The organism is Streptomyces niveiscabiei (genome assembly GCF_033794345.1).
Lineage (GTDB): Bacteria > Actinomycetota > Actinomycetes > Streptomycetales > Streptomycetaceae > Streptomyces > Streptomyces niveiscabiei.
Window position 1 is genome coordinate 21,048 of sequence record NZ_JARAYJ010000023.1, and the last position, 16,456, is coordinate 37,503.

At 69.6% G+C, this 16,456-nt stretch carries 19 protein-coding genes and 2 pseudogenes; 9 read left to right on the forward strand and 12 right to left on the reverse strand.

Annotated features, from left to right (window positions below; all coding sequences use genetic code 11):
* Positions 1-25 precede the first annotated feature (25 nt).
* The 3 genes from PV682_RS27685 to PV682_RS27695 are packed head-to-tail and all read right to left on the reverse strand — an operon-like array spanning position 26 to position 2,984.
* On the reverse strand, positions 26-1,276 hold the full coding sequence (locus PV682_RS27685; protein ID WP_319734518.1) for an ABC transporter substrate-binding protein: 1,251 nt from the start codon (positions 1,274-1,276) through the stop codon (positions 26-28).
* A gap of 23 nt (positions 1,277-1,299) precedes the next feature.
* The gene (locus PV682_RS27690) at positions 1,300-2,121 is read right to left on the reverse strand and encodes a carbohydrate ABC transporter permease (RefSeq protein WP_319734519.1); all 822 of its coding nucleotides are present in this window, start codon (positions 2,119-2,121) and stop codon (positions 1,300-1,302) included.
* Complete coding sequence (locus PV682_RS27695; protein ID WP_319734520.1) at positions 2,118-2,984, reverse strand: carbohydrate ABC transporter permease; 867 nt, start codon at positions 2,982-2,984, stop codon at positions 2,118-2,120. Before PV682_RS27695 ends, PV682_RS27690 begins: the two co-directional genes overlap by 4 nt.
* Before the next feature lie 186 nt (positions 2,985-3,170).
* On the opposite strand from PV682_RS27695, the gene PV682_RS27700 reads away from it, so the two are divergent.
* A complete protein-coding gene (locus PV682_RS27700) occupies positions 3,171-4,208 on the forward strand; it encodes a LacI family DNA-binding transcriptional regulator (RefSeq protein WP_319734521.1) in 1,038 nt (345 codons plus the stop codon).
* Between the two features lie 159 nt (positions 4,209-4,367).
* Here PV682_RS27700 and PV682_RS27705 read toward each other — a convergent pair whose 3' ends face one another.
* Positions 4,368-5,054, reverse strand: coding sequence for a hypothetical protein (locus PV682_RS27705; RefSeq protein ID WP_319734522.1), 687 nt, complete (start codon positions 5,052-5,054; stop codon positions 4,368-4,370).
* 262 nt (positions 5,055-5,316) lie between these two features.
* Between PV682_RS27705 and PV682_RS27710 the strand changes: the two genes are divergently transcribed.
* Both PV682_RS27710 and PV682_RS27715 read left to right on the forward strand, forming a co-directional pair.
* Positions 5,317-6,423 (forward strand): hypothetical protein, encoded by a 1,107-nt coding sequence (locus PV682_RS27710; RefSeq protein WP_319734523.1) that lies wholly within the window; start codon positions 5,317-5,319, stop codon positions 6,421-6,423.
* A gap of 189 nt (positions 6,424-6,612) precedes the next feature.
* A complete protein-coding gene (locus tag PV682_RS27715; RefSeq protein ID WP_319734524.1) occupies positions 6,613-7,014 on the forward strand; it encodes a hypothetical protein in 402 nt (133 codons plus the stop codon).
* 364 nt (positions 7,015-7,378) lie between these two features.
* Here PV682_RS27715 and PV682_RS27720 read toward each other — a convergent pair whose 3' ends face one another.
* The 3 genes and pseudogenes from PV682_RS27720 to PV682_RS27730 form a co-directional block, all read right to left on the reverse strand.
* Entirely contained in the window at positions 7,379-7,543 is a 165-nt protein-coding gene (locus PV682_RS27720) for a hypothetical protein (protein ID WP_319734525.1), read from the reverse strand.
* Positions 7,540-7,950, reverse strand: a complete 411-nt coding sequence (locus tag PV682_RS27725; protein ID WP_319734526.1) for a hypothetical protein — start codon at positions 7,948-7,950, stop codon at positions 7,540-7,542. Before PV682_RS27725 ends, PV682_RS27720 begins: the two co-directional genes overlap by 4 nt.
* A 227-nt stretch (positions 7,951-8,177) precedes the next feature.
* Positions 8,178-9,112: pseudogene (locus PV682_RS27730) on the reverse strand (DUF1702 family protein).
* Between the two features lie 248 nt (positions 9,113-9,360).
* Between PV682_RS27730 and PV682_RS27735 the strand changes: the two are divergent.
* On the forward strand, positions 9,361-10,113 hold the full coding sequence (locus tag PV682_RS27735; RefSeq protein ID WP_319734527.1) for a DUF899 domain-containing protein: 753 nt from the start codon (positions 9,361-9,363) through the stop codon (positions 10,111-10,113).
* Positions 10,114-10,172: 59 nt separating this feature from the next.
* Here the strand turns inward: PV682_RS27735 and PV682_RS27740 are convergent, their stop codons facing one another.
* A complete protein-coding gene (locus PV682_RS27740) occupies positions 10,173-10,469 on the reverse strand; it encodes a hypothetical protein (protein WP_319734624.1) in 297 nt (98 codons plus the stop codon).
* Between PV682_RS27740 and PV682_RS27745 the strand changes: the two are divergent.
* A pseudogene (locus PV682_RS27745) lies at positions 10,392-10,571 on the forward strand (AarF/UbiB family protein); the annotation flags it as partial. The gene PV682_RS27740 and the pseudogene PV682_RS27745 overlap by 78 nt on opposite strands.
* An 86-nt stretch (positions 10,572-10,657) precedes the next feature.
* A complete protein-coding gene (locus PV682_RS27750; protein WP_319734528.1) occupies positions 10,658-11,434 on the forward strand; it encodes an AarF/UbiB family protein in 777 nt (258 codons plus the stop codon).
* Positions 11,435-11,488: 54 nt separating this feature from the next.
* On the opposite strand, the gene PV682_RS27755 is transcribed toward PV682_RS27750, so the two are convergent.
* Both PV682_RS27755 and PV682_RS27760 read right to left on the reverse strand, forming a co-directional pair.
* Positions 11,489-12,217 (reverse strand): maleylpyruvate isomerase family mycothiol-dependent enzyme, encoded by a 729-nt coding sequence (locus tag PV682_RS27755; RefSeq protein ID WP_319734529.1) that lies wholly within the window; start codon positions 12,215-12,217, stop codon positions 11,489-11,491.
* A gap of 3 nt (positions 12,218-12,220) precedes the next feature.
* Complete coding sequence (locus PV682_RS27760; protein ID WP_319734530.1) at positions 12,221-12,772, reverse strand: carboxymuconolactone decarboxylase family protein; 552 nt, start codon at positions 12,770-12,772, stop codon at positions 12,221-12,223.
* Positions 12,773-13,160: 388 nt separating this feature from the next.
* On the opposite strand from PV682_RS27760, the gene PV682_RS27765 reads away from it, so the two are divergent.
* Both PV682_RS27765 and PV682_RS27770 read left to right on the forward strand, forming a co-directional pair.
* Positions 13,161-13,724, forward strand: coding sequence for a hypothetical protein (locus PV682_RS27765; protein ID WP_319734531.1), 564 nt, complete (start codon positions 13,161-13,163; stop codon positions 13,722-13,724).
* Positions 13,725-13,728: 4 nt separating this feature from the next.
* Entirely contained in the window at positions 13,729-14,241 is a 513-nt protein-coding gene (locus PV682_RS27770) for a hypothetical protein (protein ID WP_319734532.1), read from the forward strand.
* 481 nt (positions 14,242-14,722) lie between these two features.
* Here PV682_RS27770 and PV682_RS27775 read toward each other — a convergent pair whose 3' ends face one another.
* Positions 14,723-15,046: a hypothetical protein gene (locus PV682_RS27775; RefSeq protein WP_319734533.1), complete on the reverse strand. Its 324-nt coding sequence runs from the start codon at positions 15,044-15,046 to the stop codon at positions 14,723-14,725.
* Between the two features lie 165 nt (positions 15,047-15,211).
* Between PV682_RS27775 and PV682_RS27780 the strand changes: the two genes are divergently transcribed.
* Positions 15,212-15,838 carry an NAD(P)-dependent oxidoreductase gene (locus PV682_RS27780; protein WP_319734534.1) on the forward strand — a complete coding sequence of 209 codons (627 nt, stop codon included), beginning with the start codon at positions 15,212-15,214 and terminating at the stop codon, positions 15,836-15,838.
* On the opposite strand, the gene PV682_RS27785 is transcribed toward PV682_RS27780, so the two are convergent.
* Positions 15,828-16,409 (reverse strand): TetR/AcrR family transcriptional regulator, encoded by a 582-nt coding sequence (locus tag PV682_RS27785; protein WP_319734535.1) that lies wholly within the window; start codon positions 16,407-16,409, stop codon positions 15,828-15,830. The two genes, PV682_RS27780 and PV682_RS27785, sit on opposite strands and share 11 nt — an antisense overlap.
* Positions 16,410-16,456: the final 47 nt, after the last annotated feature.

Genomic DNA, 16,456 nt, shown 5'->3' on the forward strand with positions numbered 1-16,456 from the left:
TTTTCCTTTCGTGGTGGGGGGGTGGTCAGCGGGCTGCCCGGTAGTCGTCGTCCATCTCCTTGAGGAGGCGCGCGGGGGTGGACTGGCCGCTGAAGATCTCCTGGAGGCCGCTGAGCATCGTCTGCTGGACCTTGGCGTCGGGCCAGAGCTGGTCCATGAAGGGGACGGTGCGGCCGGTGCGGATGAAGGTGGCGAGTTCGGCGAGGGCGGGGTCGGCCTTGTCGCCGGTGCCGGGGAGGGTGGGGAGGCTGCCCTGTCTGGTAGTGAAGAGGTTCATGCCCTCGGGGGACATGACGAAGTCGACGAATTTCAGGGCGAGTTGTTCGTGCTTCGTCTTGGCGTTGACGCCGTATCCGGCTCCTGCGGCGGCGGGGACGAGGGTCTGCTTCGGGTCGTCGGTGGCGGGGAGCGCCGTGAAGGTGAAGGTGCCTTGCGGGTTCTTGCCCTTGAGGAGGGCGATGACCCAGTTGCCCTGGACGAGGCCCAAGGTCTTTCCGGTGGCGGCGAGTTGCTGGCTGGCTTCGTAGCTGGTGCCGAGGGGGTTCTTCTGGAAGCAGCCCGTCTCGCGCATCGTGAGGTACTTGTCGACGGCGGTGGTCCACGGCGAGGTCGCGAACGTGGCCTGCCCGGCCCGCATCTTCTGGTCGAAGGCGCGGTCGGGGCCGTAGACGGTGGTGGCGACGAGGGCGTACTGGACGAGCTGGGCGACCCAGTTGTCCTGGAGTCCGAGCGCGAAGGCGGGGGTGCCCTTGGCCTGGGCGGCGCGGCAGAACGCGAGGAGGCCGCTCCAGGTGTCGGGCGGGGTCAACCCTGCCTTGTCGAGGGCCTGTTGGTTGTAGATGGCGCCGATGCCGTTCTGGCCGAAGATCGCCGTGTACGTCTTGCCGCCGTCCTGGGCGACGCTCTTGACCGGGTCCGGCAGTTTGCTCGCCCAGGGGCGGTCGGAGAGGTCGCGGAGGTAGCCGGGCCCGGCGAGGACGTGCGTGGCGGCCGGGTTGCCGTTGCCGGGCCACACCGACATCACGTCGGGTGCGGTGCCGGAGGCGAGCTGGGTGCGGATCTGCTGCTGGTACTGGTCGGCGCCGCTGGTGGTGTAGCGGACGTCGACGCCGGGGTTGGCCTTCTCGAACGCCGCGACGACGTCCTCGACCGAGCCCTGGTCGACGGAGGCGAGGGTCAGGGTCTGCGCACCCCCGCCGGAGCCGCCCGCGTTGGTGCCGCCGCTGCACGCGGTGAGCAGGATCAGGAGCGCGGCGGGCACGGCGTGTTTCTTCATGGCGTTTCTCCCTCTCAGGGGTCTCATCCCCGCAGCCCTCCGGCGAAGCCGTCGATGATGCTGCGCTGGAGGACGAAGTAGACGGCGAGGACCGGCAGGACGCTGATCACCAAGGCCGCGAAGACGAGGTTCCAGTCGGTGACGTACTGGCCGACGAACCCGGCGATCGCGACCGGCATGGTCTGCCGGGAGCTGCCGCTGAGGTACAGCAGGGGGGTGAAGAAGTCGTTCCAGACCGCGACGGTGTTGAGGACGAGCGCGGTGACCGTGACGGGTTTGAGCAGGGGCAGGACGACGTACCGGAAGCCCTTGAGCGGGGTGCAGCCGTCGATCAGCGCGGCGTCCTCGAAGTCCCGGGGCAGGGCGCGCAGGAACCCGGTGTAGAGGAAGACGGTGAACGGCACCTGGAGGCCCGCGTAGTAGAGGACCAGCGCCCACGGGGTGCCCAGCAGTCCGAGGTCGCGCATCGTCCGGTACAGCGGCAACGCGCCCAACTGGAAGGGCAGGACGAGACCGAGGAGCACCAGCAGGTACGTGCCGCGCGACCAGCGGGCGGTGACGCGGGCCAGCGGGTAGGCGGCGAGCGAGGACACAGCGAGGACGACGGCGACGCTGCACGCGGTGACCAGGACGCTGTTGCCGAGCGCGCCGCCGAGCGCGCCCTGTTTCCACGCCTGGCGGAAGTTGTCCAGCGTCGGGGAGGCGGTCGGGGTGAGCGGTGAGGAGGTGTCGGAGGCGGGGCGTACGGCCAGGTTGACGAGGACGTACACGGGGAACGCGACGAACAGCGCGGCGGCCGTCATGGCGAGTTCGAGGACGAGGGTGCGGGGGCGGTAGCGGGTCATGACGCGGACCTCTCGCTGCGGGCCAGAAGCGCGTACTGGCCGGTGGAGACGACCGCGACGACGATCGTGAGGACGACGGCGAGGGCGATGCTGTAGCCGAACTCGCCGAGGGTGAAGGCGTCCTTGTAGATCAGGGTGGAGATGGTGTCGGTGGCGTGGCCGGGTCCGCCGCCGGTCAGCGCGTAGACCTGGTCGAAGAGTTTGATGCCGCCGATGGCCGAGAGCATCAGGTTGATGGTGAGGGCGGGGGCGAGCAGGGGCCGGGTGACGGACCAGAACCGGCGGACCGGGCCCGCGCCGTCGAGTTGCGCGGCCTCGTGGAGTTCCTTCGGCACGGACTGGAGTCCGGCGAGGAAGATGACCATCGAGTACCCGGCGAACTGCCAGACGACGACGCCGACGACGGACCACAGGGCGAGACCGGGGTCGCCGAGCCAGTCCTGGCCCCGGCCGCCGAGCGCGCTGTTGACCGCGCCGTCGGGGCCGAGGAGGTTGCGCCACAGGTAGGCGGTGACGATCGGGGTGATGACCGCCGGCGCGAAGAGCAGGACCCGCAGGAGGTTGCGGGACTTGATCGCCGAGTTCACGCCGAGCGCGAGCAGCAGGCCGAGGCCGTTCTGGACGACGGTGACGGAGACGGCGATCAGCAGGGTGTGGCGGACGGCGGCGAGCGCGTCGGGGTCGTCGAGCATGTCCGCGAAGTTGCCGAGGCCGACGAAGGAGAAGCCCGGGTCGAGGCCGTCCCAGTCGGTGAAGGCGTAGTAGACGCCCCGGGCGCTGGGGACCAGGACGACGAAGGCGAACAGCAGGAGCGCGGGGAGGGCGAACCACCAGGGCGGGGTGGTCTTGGGTCGGGTGGTCACGGCCCACCTCTTCCATGGAACGTTTCAACGAGCGGTGCGGCTCGGGGGCGGCTCAGGGCGGGGACGGGAATGGGTAACGTTTCCCAAGGGGTGTTGCCAGACCCTAAGGACGGGGGTGGGGGACGTCAAGACACTGCGCAGTACACTGTCGGGCAACGTTTCCCACTCCGACCGGAGGACCCCGGGATGGCCCCGCCCACACCGCCGCGCCGCGTCACGATCGTCGACGTCGCCCGGCACGCCCAGGTGTCGACGACCGCGGTCTCCAAGGTGCTGCGCAACGCGTACGGCGCGAGCCCCGAGATGCGGGCCAAGGTGCGGCGCGCCATCGAGGAGCTGGGCTACCGGCCGCTCGCCGCCGCGCGGGGGCTGCGGGGGCGGACGTACACGATCGGGGTCATGCTGCCCGACATCCGCAACCCCTTCTTCCCCGAGATCCTCGACGGGATCACCGGACGCCTCGCGGACACCGACTACCAGGTGTTCCTGGGGCCCGGCTGCAACGGCGAGAAGGCGGAGGCGCGGGTCGCCGAGGCGATGGTCGACCGGGGCATGGACGGGCTGGTCCTCATCGCGCCCGTCTCCTCGCGGGACCGCCTCGAACAGGTCGCGTCCACCGTCCCGACGGTCGTCGTCGGACGGCACGGGCACTCCGCCGCGTACGACACCGTCGTGGACGACGACGTCGCGGGCGCCGGCCTCGTCGTCGACCACCTCACAGCGCTCGGGCATCGCCGCATCGCCCACATCGAACACCACGACACGGACCCGACGCGGCTCGTGGAGATGCCCAACTCCCAGCGGGCGGACGGCTATCGGCGGGCGATGCGCGAACGGGGCCTGGCGGACGACGTCGTGTCGACGAGCTACACGCACGCGGGCGGGTACGAAGGGGCGCGACAGCTCTTGGCCCGCCCCGAACGCCCCACGGCGATCTTCGCTGGCGCGGACGTCGTCGCGATGGGCGTCCTGGAGGCCCTCGCCGAGGCCGGGCTCACCGCCCCCGGCGACATCTCGCTCGCCGGGTACGACAACACGGTGTTCGCGTCCCTCGCCCCCGTCTCCCTGACCAGCGTCGACCAGGCCGGGCGGGAGATCGGGGACAACGCGGCACGGCTCCTGCTGGAGCGCATCGAGGACCGGGGGAAGGCTCCGGCGCAGGTGAAGCTGTCGCCGACGCTGGTGGTGCGGGGCAGTACGGGGGCGCCGCCGGCGGGGTCTTAACGCCGCTCGGACGAGGTCGCGGCGGTGGCGCCGCCGCGCTCCGTCCGAAGGCGTCTGCCCACCAGCGCACCCGGTCTCTCAGCGCGCAGTGACCACCTGCCGGCACGCGGAGCCCAGACGCACTCGACCGTCCCCGGGGCCGGCCTCACGTGTCGGGATTCAACAACTGCCCGCTCCAGTGGACTTGTCCGTGAAGCGTAGCCACGCGCTGAGAGCCGCCTGGAGTTCGATCACCGCCCGCCGGTCGAGGGTCTCCCCCGTCCTGCCGACATGGAGCCGCACTTCGTCACCCGTGACAGTCCACCCGACCGGCAGTCTTTGCGGAGCGCTGATCGAGGAGCCGCGTTCGAGAGCGCGGAGCATCACTTCGACGCGCGGCGGCAGCGACTGTGGGCGGGGAGCCCAGGGGACGTTCGCGGGCCGGGTGGGCAGCCCAAGGGTGCTGCGGAACGCCCCGATGACGGTGTCAAGCGGTTGCGGTCTGTTCGGAGCAGCACCGATGAATGCCTCGATCAGCTCCCGATGGGGCACTGCCTGAAGGGGCGGATACTCCTCTATGTCGAGGCGTACGACGGCGGGCGGGATGAGGAGACGGGAGTAGCCCCTCTTCAGGTAGTCGGCGTGGTGCTTGCGGAGATCGGCGATGGGACGGGCCAGCGGGTGCTCTCGTGCGAAGCTGCGGAGCGGGCTGGCCAGCGCACGTGACGGCTCTGGCTTCGACAGCCTCAATGACTTCCCGTACATGCCATGAGCGCGGTGCAGAACCCCGGACTCGGTCACCAAGACCGTCGCTTGCCAACTGCTCGCGTCATTGCCCAGCCGAAAACCCACGACCAGCGTCGCCACCTGACCGGCCCTCCCCTTCGCTGCCAGGCTAGCGAGTGCGGCTGCCGTCTGGAGTTGGTTCCCGCAGATTCACCTGGTGGCTTTGCCCACGAGAACGGACAGCAGATGTTCACCGCTTTCGGGAGGCATCCGAGCGCGCCAGGGATGCGAACGGTGATGCTCGACGTGGCGGCTGTGCTTCGGCCCCAGGAGGGGATTCAAAACACGTTGGCCGGTCTGCCGCGAAGCTGCGACGATGTCCTCTGTTTCTGGCGGAGGGCATTTGTTCGTTTTCGCGTGTGCGGGGTGCGGCGCTGAGCTGACCAACCCGCTGTCCCGGGTCGCCCTGCCGGCCCACGCTCATCAGAAGTACGGGAACGGGATTCAGCTCCCGGTGCTGATGGAGTCGGGCACGTTCGCCGTGGACCCGGAGCCCTGGGGGCCGCCGTGGCGGAGATGGGAGGAGATCCATCCGGACGAGGCGGTGGCCCGCGGCATCCACGCGCCGGTCCACGCCCTCTCCGACGGCGCCCCCGGCTCGATCGTCATCGCGCCTGGCGACGCCCGCGGCACCCTGCTGATCCCGGAGCGGGCCGGCGGCTACTGCTGCGGCCTCGGCGGAGCGGACGGTCCCAACATGGCATGCGAAGAGTGCGGTCTGCCCGTGGCGAGCAGGATCGACGACTGCTCACTCTGGCAGGCGGTATGGCTGGCCCCGCATGCCGTGCGCCGCCTCCTCGTCGACGGCACCGACTCCGCACCGCTCTCCTGGGCAGAGCTGGTGGAGGAGGGGACGTGCACGCCTCCGTTCGAGCCGGTCGCCACATGGGGGTCACGGCTCGGGCCGAACCACTTCTGGTCGTGGAGCCCGCAGTGGGAGGCCGCGGCCGGCCGGGCACTCGCTCACCTGCTGGCAGCCTCGGAAGGCCGACCGGTGACCGTCCCGGACGGTCTGAGCAAGGACGTATTCCAGCGCGCCCTCGACGCTCTGTTGCCCGCGGATCCGCCGGCACGGCGCGCCGTCCTGGCCGGACCAGGACAGCCCGCCCCCAACGCGGACGCTGACATCATCCTCGTGCCGACCCATCCGCAGACCGGAGAGACTTGGACCCCGGCCAACCCTGCCACTACGGCCTACCCGGTGCCTGTGCCGTTCGGGGTGTGGCTGTGGCTGGCCTTCCCCAAGCCGCACCTGCCAGTTCCCGCGTCGGGCGGTATGCCCGACGGCGTCCTCCGCGACGATCCGCCCGCCCCGCGTCCCCGGTACTTGTTCCGGGCCGATCCGGGCGCGTTTCAGCACACCCTGGTCCGGCTGCCGGCCGTCCGCAGTCCGTGGTTGCGCGAGATCCCCGAGAACCTCACGCAGTACATGCACGCCGGCCTCTTCTAGCGGACTTCCCAAGGTGCCGATAGCCGGTCTCCGACTTGCTCCGCAATCGAACAGCGCCGAACAGCGGTGCCTCTCGAACGTGGCGAACATCTGCTGTCCGTTCTCATGAACAAAACCAACCTGGATACGGAGTACCCGATGTCCCTGGCCGATCGGTCCTCTCGCAGAGCTCAAGGGAGGGGGACGCCGGTGGCCGAGCCGATGTTGTTCGCGAGAGGCGTGGACGGGCGGGATACCGGGCTGCCCGGCCCGTCGGTGACGCTGGAGGCGGAGCTTCAGGGGCGGGTCGCGGCCGGTCTGGAAGCGATGCTCGGCATCCGGTTCCCGGCGTCGGAGTACCTGACCGGGCAGTGGCACCGGGGCCCGACCGACACTCTGGGGCCGGACAAGAACGGCAGCCCCGTGGTGATCGAGTTCGAGGCGCTCGCCCAGAAGATGCTGGGCGCGAAGGAGGCCGAGTCCGTCGACCGGCTTCGTCCGCAGCTGGTCTGCATCGCGGCCGGCTTCTCCCATCACGAACGCGTGTCCGTGCAGCGGCTGCCCGAGCGAATCGACCTGGTGCGCTCCGCGTCTTCGAAGGAGGCTTATTGAGCCTGCTGCACGTGAACTCCTCGGCCGGTCGACGCGTACGGAGGCGATCGGTCCGGTCGTGTTCAGGAGGAGGAAGTCGATGCTGTACCCGTTCACGCACGCCGCCAGCTCTTTGGGGAGCTTCTCCGCTGCGTGGAGGACGGCACTCAGGGCCTCGCGGGAGAGCGTTAGGTCTCCGGCGAGCGGTTGGGGGATGTCGTGGCCGGTGATCGCGGCGATGAGAGGGCAGGCGAGGTGGTTGGTGAGGTTGGCTTCGTCCCGGTGGCGCGGATGGTCGGCGATCGCGAGGGCGGCCCCGTGCGAACCCTGCCGACCAGCGCAGCGTAGACGGCCGGGTCGGGGTTCAGGGTGTCGGTGTCGGCGATCAGCACGATGTCCGCGTCGTCGAGTTCGGGTCGGCGGCGCCGAGGGTCCAGCCGATGCGCATCCCGCGGGGCATGACGTCCTTCGCCTGGACAAAACCGTCCTCGGTCCAGCGCAGGATGTGGTCCTCGCCGCCGCTGAGGGCGTTGGAGAGCGAGTCGTTCATGCCCACGCCGCCCCGCGCGGAAGGGTCGAGAACAGGGCTGTCGGCAAAGTAGTTGCCGATGAGGCGTCTTCGTGGCCGTCGCCGTCGAAGTCGGCGATCGTCACCGCGAAGGAGTCGGCGGTCAGGTCGTCCAGGCCAGGCCAGGCCTGGAAGACGATCGAGGTTCGGCCCCAGTAGTAGACGAGCAGGCCGCTGTGCCCGTCCTCGTTGAAGTCACCGGCGACGCAGCCCATCGGGGCCATCGGGTCGTCCCTGGGGAGCGGGGCAGGGCCGAGGACGAACGGCGCGTAGTGGTCGCCGCGTTCGTCGGGCACGGATGTCACGACGACCTGGTCGATCCGGGGGCCGGTGACGCAGAGGTCGTTGGAGAAACCGTCGACGTCGTTCATGGCGATGCCGGCGCCCACGGAGGAGATCCACGCCTCGATGTGCGACCTTGCGGATGTCCTGCTGGTCGTAGCCTGCGGGCATGGCGATGGTCTTCGAGGTGAAGGCGAAGGTGGTCGCCCGTCTGTCCGTCTCGGCGGCGGACGGCGTAGCGGGACGCACGACGAAGTAGGTCACCACCATGAGCAGGACAGCGACGATTCCTGGCAGCTTCAGGTAGAGGCGGGATCGCACGGTGGTCACGTGGCTAGCACCTTCCGTCGGGAACCAGTGCTCCGGCTATGCGTTGGCGCCATGTCTCGTAGGCGGGCGTGTCCACTCGGTCGGGCATGCCCGGCCTTGTTTCCCGGCAGACGCGTGCCGCCTCGTGAGTTCCATGCCGCACAGCCTCGGTGGCGAGGCGGGTGTGTGGCACCGTCAGTCCGGCGCGCTCTCGCGCCTCCGCGGCGAACGCCGAGCCCTGGAGGAGTTGGGGTCGGTACTCACCGGAGCGCTCGCACAAGCGCAGCAGTTCGTCCGCGTCGACCCGCCGGTGTAGGTCGCGGCCGGCCCCACCCCGCTGAAGAGGTCACCGCGCCGGTCGGGTGGAAAGGCGCCGGGGAGTGCCAGGACGGTGTCAACGTCGGTGCCGCCGACGAACCACAGGTTCCGGCCGATCCCTTGGTCCACGGCGCGGTGCGCGTACGACGTCTGGTCCTGCGGCCACGGCGGCTTCTGTTCGCGTCGCTGCTCGGGGACGAAGCGGTCGGTGTGGAAGTACGCCTGGTGGAAGCCGTATCCGTCCAGGATCAACCACCTCAGGAGCGGGTCCGTCTCCCGGACGTCCGGGTGCAGCAGCCGCAGCAGTCGCGCCATGGCCCAGCCGATGCCTACGTACGCCATGTACGTGTGCGCGCCGCCGCGCCCTGCCAGCAGATCGCTCAGACGCTGTCTCCCGCTGCCGGGCAGCGCGTCCATGATGGTGCAGCCCATGGCCGCACCCTCGTAGGCAAATCCCCGGAACTGCTTGGGAATCGCTTCCAGCCAGGGCTCCGCGACCCCCACATCCGGTGCTTCGACGAGATGTCCGTATCCTTCGAGGAAGCTGCGCCTGATGCTTTCCAGCAGTTCCTGGGCAGCGGAGTTCTTTCTCCGGAATCCGCGAACTTCCAGGCTCGCACTGGACAAAGCGGGGACTAGCATTCGGCGCCGTAGCGCACGTAATGCAGCCGTCACTGTACGACACCCCCTCGTTTGGGTGCCTCAAGTGGTACGGAAAGACTTGCCGAATATACCCGGCGATTCCGGGCCGCTGTCTACTTAAAATGTGCGCACCCCATTCCCGATTCCGCCTTCCGGGTCGTGCCACCGCAGACGTCCGGCAGTGCGGCCACCGCTCTTCCGGTAGGGTCCCCACTGTTGGGAAAGCACAACGAAGGCGAGGCTCGTAAATGGACAGTCCGGCGATTGTGTCCAGAGAAGAATGGTTAGCGGCCCGCAAGGAACTGCTGGCACGGGAGAAGCAGTTCGACCGGGAACGGGACGCGCTCAGCGCTCGGCGCCGGGCGCTGCCGATGGTCGAGATCACCGAGCCGTACGTCTTCGACGGGCCGGACGGCTCGTCCACTCTCGTCGATCTGTTCGACGGCCGCAGTCAACTCATCGTCTACCACTTCATGCTGGACCCCGACTGGGAGGCCGGCTGCACCGGGTGCTCGCTCCTGGCCGACAACATCGGCCACTTGGCGCATCTGCACGCGGCTCGTACATCATTCGCCGCGGTTTCCCGCGCGCCGCTCGCGACGATCACGAGATTCCGTGAGCGCATGGGGTGGACATTTCCCTGGTTCTCGTCGCACGGAACGTCGTTCAATTACGATTTCCACGTCACCATGGACGAATCGGTGACGCCTGTTCTTTTCAACTTCCGCACGAAGGACGAATTGCGGGAGGCTGGAATCGGCTCCTGGGCCCTGAGCGGAGAGCAGCACGGTCTGAGCGTTTTCCTACGCGAGAACGAGAGGGTGTTCCACACGTACTCGACGTACTCGCGGGGCACCGATCTCCTCAACGGCACTTTCAATTACCTGGACCTGACTCCGCTCGGGCGCCAGGAGGAGGCGGGGATCATGAACTGGGTCCGCCACCACGACGACTACGCCGACCGGGGCGGCCGGGACGGCTGCGGCCACTGCGACGGCTGACACCGTCCGGTGCCGAGGCCCGCTGCGGGGCGGTCGGACCGTCCCGGGCGGCCTCGGCATCACGGCCGGCCCGGGCGCAGCCGCAGCAGCTGGCCGTTCGCCTCGGCGAGTGACGTCGTGCGGTTGGTCCGGTAGAGGTCACCGTTGGGAGCCACGGTGACCCCGCCGGGGTACTCCAGTCCCTTCCGCGCCAGGACCGTCCGCCGTCCGTCCCGTTCGACGCGCACCAGCTTGCCGGTGCGGTCGGGCGAGTCGAAACCCTTGACGACGTCGAACCCATGCGCCCCCAGGACGTCCACCGAGCGCTGTCGGATCATCCCGGCCCCGAACGGGCGGAGTTGCTGACGGACTTCCACACCGCGCCCCTGGGGTCGGGCAGCATCGCCTGCGTCTACCCGGCCCGTCTGAGCGACGGGCCCCAGGTGGCCGTCAAACTCCGCCGGCCCGGCCTCACCGACACGGTCCGCCGCGACGTCACCATCCTCAGCAGCGTCTTCGCGCTCGCGGGACGCCGCCCGGGCGGCGCGGAGCCCCGCTTGCCGCCATGGCGCACGCTGTCGAGGCGAGCGTGCTCCGCCAACTCAACCTCGACGCCGAAGCACGCAACCTCGCCCTCCTCCACGACGACCTCTCCACCCTGGAGTTCATCTCCGTACCCGCACCCGTCACGTCGCTGTGCGGAGAGTCCTGCGTCGTCATGGACTTCGTGCCCGAGATACGCGACCACGTCGAGGTGACCGAACTGAGCACGGAGCGCCGCCGGGCACTCGCCGACCAAACGCTCCGGGCCGTCCTCGAGATGCTGTTCTGCACCGGGCTGGTCCACTGCGACCTGCACCCCGGCAACCTGCGCCTGACCCGCACCGGCTCAGTGGTCGTCCTCGACGCCGGGTTCGTCTACCGCGTTCCCGAAGTCGTACGGGAGAACCTGGCCCTGTTCTTCCTCAACCTCGGCTTCCGCAACGGCCCTCGGTGCGCCGAAGCGGTCCTGGCCAGCGCCGAACAGGTCGACAGGCACAGCGACACGGTCGCCTTCACCGCGGACATGACCCGCCTCGTCGACCGGTACGGCGGCACCACCGCCCGAGACTTCGACCTGATCGCTTTCTCCACCGAGCTGTTCGCCAGCCAGCGGCGCAACGGCATATACGCCTCGTCGGAGTTCGTGTTCCCCCTGCTCGCGCTCCTCATGGTGGAGCAGACGGTCCGCCGTCTCGACCCCGACGTGGACTTCCAGGCCATCGCCCGCCCCATCGTCTTCCGCGCGGCGTCGGGCCGCCCCGCGGGCGAACGCCGCCGCCGACTGGAGACCGCGGGCTGAGCTGCTCCATGTGCCGCTGATCGTCGCCACCCGGCCTCCCGGGTGGCGACGACGTCAGTCGCGCAGGTGACTGCTCACCACCCCGCCCGCCGCCTCCTCGACGAGGTGCGTCGGCAGCGTGAACGGACCCCAGGTGAACGCGGGCAGCCACCGGTCCGGCTCGGTGCTCCAGGACAGCTCGCCTATCTGCCGGACCGTACGCCGTCCGGTCAGCGCGCGGAAGATGTCCATGCTCTCCCCGCTCAACGTGGCGGCCGGTTCGCCCTCCCCGACCGTCCACACCCGGTCGGGCGTCTGGACGCACAACGCCGGCAGGCTGTGCTCGTGCAGCGCCAGGGTGAAGCCCATGGCAGCGAGATCCAGCGCGTCGGCGAGAGCGGGGTGGCGGTCGGGCGGGGGCATGCCGAGGGCGGCGCGGAGATCGAGTTCGTGCGAGAACGCGTCCAGGGGCAGGATGCGCCGGCGCAGCCAGTCCGCGCGCGGCAGCACCCGTGGCAGCTCCTTCTCCAACTCAGCCCAGGCGATGACGAGTTCAGGGACAGGGATCCCCGGAGGCGGGGGCGGCGGATCGCTGATGTCACCCGGCTCCTCGTCGACGGCCATCCGGCAGACCACAACGAGGTGTCCGACGAGATCGCGCACGCTCCAGCCGGGACAGGCCGCAACCGGGAGATCCGCGACCGAGGGGCCCGAGGTGACGAGTCGGGTGATGTTCTCCCGGCATCTGCGGTAGGTGACGTGATGGACGGCGTCCGGGAACGGTTCGGCGGACTTGTCGGTCATACATCAGCCGCCCTGGACGATGCCGGCCCGGTAGCCGTCGTTCATGATCCGCCGAGCGGCGTGCTCGTAGTACCCGTCGTCCTTGGGCAGTTCGGTGGCCAAGCAGCTGACATAGCGGTTGTACATGCAGAACGCCGCCGCGATCAGAACGGTGTCGTGCAGGTCCGTGTCGTCCGCGCCCTCGGCCCGAGCCGCCTCGATCGCCTTGTCGGAGACCGGACGCGCGGCCCTCTGGACCTCGGAGGCCACGCCCAGCAGCGCACGCAGACGGCCGCTGATCGGTGCGGTACTGGGGTCGGCCAGTACAGCCCGGACCAGTTCCTGGCCTCCCGCCAGTTGCGCGGCGGCGAAGGCCCCGTGCGAGGAGGAACAGAACTCGGTGTCGTTCAGTTGCGAGACGTACGCCGCGATCAGCTCTCGCTCTCCCGGTTCGAGCGAGGACGGCGCCCTCAGCAGAGCGTCCGCGAGGTCACCCAGCGGTCCGCCGGTGTCGGGACGGTGGATCATCAGGCCGGTGATTCCGGGGAGATCGTTGTTCAGTGCGACATGGGACATGGCTCTTCCTCCAAAAAATGAGGGGGAGACAGGTGACCGGCGAGGGCCGAGTGGCCGCCGGACGACGGGGCCTCGTGAGCCAGGAAGCTAATGAACCGCCCGGTCGGTGGCAACTGCCCGCCGGAGCAGGGGAACGCCCACTGTCTTGGCCTGGCCGCCGGCCGACCACGAGAACAGGACGGCGGGGCCTCCCTCGATCAAGCCGCTGAGCAGCGGCGATCGTTCGGTGAGGGTCGCGGCGGCCGACACCGCGGGGCAGCCGCCGAGCAGTTCGCGGGCGTCCGAGCGTCTGCCGACCGGTCCTTCAAGGAGAGCACGAGGGGAGAAGCCCTCCCGCTCACGGTCCTGATGTAATGAGCCACCGTTCCCTGACCCCGGAGGTTCAGGCATGGCCATCAGCATGGGAGCGTCACCGCGCACTCTGCGGAGCGGGCTCGACTCCCTCAACAGCCGTCATCATCAACTCGGTCTGTGTGTCTTCCTGATCATCGTCGTCGCGCACTGGGCGGAGCATCTGGTCCAGGCGTACCAGATCTACGTCTTGGGCTGGCCGATCCCGGAGGCACGCGGCGTGCTCGGGGTTCCGTTCCCGTGGCTCGTCACCTCGGAGTGGATGCACTACGGCTATGCCCTGGTGATGGTGGTCGGCCTGTTCCTCCTGATGCCGGGCTTCACCGGCCGCTCGGGCATCTGGTGGAAGGTGTCGTTCGGCATCCAGGTGTGGCACCACCTGGAACACCTGCTGCTCCTGGTGCAGGCGCTGGCGGGCGCGCACTTGCTGGGCAAAGCCGCTCCGACGAGCCTCATCCAGCTGATCATGCCCCGCGTCGAACTGCACCTCTTCTACAACACCTTGGTGACCGTCCCCATGGTGGTGGCGATGTACCTGCACACCCGCGCGAACCGGCCGGACAACGCCGCCGCGCAGTGCACCTGCGCGCCGAAGGACTGACCTCATGCCCATCAGCGGGAGGAGGCCCTCCGGGTTCGTCTCCCTGCTGCTCCTGCTGGCCGGCATCCTTCTCTTCTGGCTGTCGGTGCCACATCTCGGCACCGTAGCCAGAACCGCCACCGCCGACGGGCCTCGGGGCACCTTCACCGCGCGCCACCTCACGTGCTCCGGGCACGCCGGGCACACCGCCTGCGAGTGGTCAGGAACGTTCCGGTCCGACGACGGCACCGTAAGACTCACGGGCGTCAAGCTGCACGGCAGCGACCGCGACACGTTCCGGACCGGACAGACGGCGCCCGCCGTGGACGTGGGCAACGCGGGGCGGGTCTACGACCCGACCGGATCGCACGCGTGGATCGTCACGGTCGTGCTGGCGGTGCTCGCCTACGTCCTGTTCGCCGTCGTGGTCCGTCGGCACCTGATGCCTCCACCGCTTCCCGGCAACGACATCCGGCCCAGGACGATCCGCGCGGCCTCCGCCCCACGTTCCTTGACGAGGCGATCCTCTCTTTCATGAATCGGACGCGGGCACGCTCCTCGACACGTGTCGATGTCGATCGCGGCAGCGCATCACCGCTGTTCAGGAAGCCGTACGTCATCGGCTTCGACAATCTCTTTCGGGACATCGGCCCGCCGACGAGGGCTCGCCAGAACCTGCCGGACCTGTTGTCGCCCCATCCGGCCACTGCGCCGCATGACGGCTGGGTGCCGGTCATCGAAGTTCTGGGGACTGCAAGGACGGCAGCACGCCCGACACCTCCAACGATCGGCGCGGCGGATGAAAGAACCGAGCGTGTGCAGGTCCCGGATGCCGCACGGGACGGGAAGACCCGGCCAGCGCCGGATGTCGAGATCGTGAACGAGGCGAGCGGCTGGTACCTCGGCAGTGCCACTGGCGGGGACGGCAGAGAATGCAGGGTGTGCAGCAGGGAGCCCAACTGCCCTGTCGGAGGCACTGAGCCAGCGCCCACGGCGGCTTCCAGCCCGGTCCACGTCGACTACCACGCGTTCGAACTCAAGGACTCCGGCGAGCGTGCACCCATGGGCTTCGAGACCTCGAACGGACTGGTCTTCGCCGCCCCCCGGCACGCCGTCGTCTGCACCGGCGTCAGCAGCGGCCCGGCCAACGTCAGCGTCCAGTCGCGCCGGTGTCCCCCGAGCGGGCGGACACCGGCGACCTGCTCGTCGTGTGGCCGGACGAGCCACAGCCCGACGAGATCCACCAACAGACCGGCCACTACGGCGCGCAACTTCGCGCCCAGCAGACCGGCGCCCCGGCAAGCACCCGTCACAGCCGCCGAAGCCGAACGGCAACGCCTCATGCGAACCCGGCTCCAACGACGTAGTCATCAGGCCGCAGGTTGATAAGCGGACTGCTGTCCGGTACGTTTCGAGAGTACCGGACAGCAGTCCGCTTACGTCCCGTGTCGCGCCTCCTCGACGGTGAGCCGTTACCGGGACTCCCCCCTCTCGGAAGGCCCCCCGTCATGAACCTGCTCGTTCTCGGCGCCACCGGACCCACCGGACGCCACCTCGTGGACCTCGCGCTCACGGGCGGCGACGAGGTCACCGTCCTGGCCCGCAGGCCGGAGGCGCTCGACGGGCTCGCCGGCCGGATCACGGTGGTCGCGGGCGACGCCACGTCCCGCGGCGACGTCGCGAAGGCCATGGTCGGCCAGGACACCGTCGTGTCGGCCCTCGGCCGCAGCAGGTCGATCCGGGCCGACGGGCTGTTCACCCGCGCCGCCGGCGCCGTGCTCGGCGCGGCCCACGAGACGGGGGTCGCCCGGCTCGTGTGGCTGTCGTCGTTCGGTGTCGGCGCCACCTACCGGGCGGCGAGCACGACGCAGAAGGCCATCTACAGCACCCTCCTGCGCAACATCTACGCCGACAAGGCCGCCTCCGAGCAGGCGATCCGCGCCAGCGCGCTGAACTGGACGCTGGTCTACCCGACGATGCTCACCGACGGGCCCGCCAAGGGGACCTACCTCGTCGGCGAGCGGCTGCCGATGAAGGGCAATCCGACGATCAGCCGCGCGGACGTCGCCGGCTTCCTGTACAAGGCGGCCCACGACCCCGAGTGGCTCCACCGCGACGCCGTCCTCACCGACTGACGGGCGCCCCCGTGCGCAGGCCGTCCATCACGACGTCCAGGAGCACGGACGCCTGGCCCTGCCAGTCGCCGCCGGAGTCGATCTGCCAGATCCCGGCGATGAGCAGGACGAAGTCGGCGGACGTCACGCCCGGCCTGATCGTGCCGGCCTCGTGGTTCGCCGTGAGCAGGGCGTCGATCGCCTCGGCCACGGCCGCGTACCCCGGCTGGGCCCGGGCGTCCGACGAGCCGACGATGCGGCTCATCGTGTCCGACAGGCCCGCCTTGGCGACGGCGAAGCGGGCGAGCTGATCCAGCCACTCGCGCAGCGCCCGGTCCGGGGTGCGGGTCGCGAGGAGGTGGGCCGCCGCGTCGGTGAGGAGGCGCACCTCGTGGCGGTAGACCTCCAGGACGAGGGCCTCGCGGTTGGGGAAGTTGCGGTAGAACGTGCCCTGGCCGACGCCGGCCCGCTTCGCGATCCGGCTCAGCGGGACGTCCTGCGCGCGCGACAGTTCCGCGAGCGCGACCTCCAGGATCCGCTCCCGGTTGCGCTGCGCGTCCGCGCGGTGAGGGCCGTCGCTCCTGGGGTCCACGTCCCCCTCCTTCCGGGCTCGCGCCCACACTTCCGGACATGCGTCCG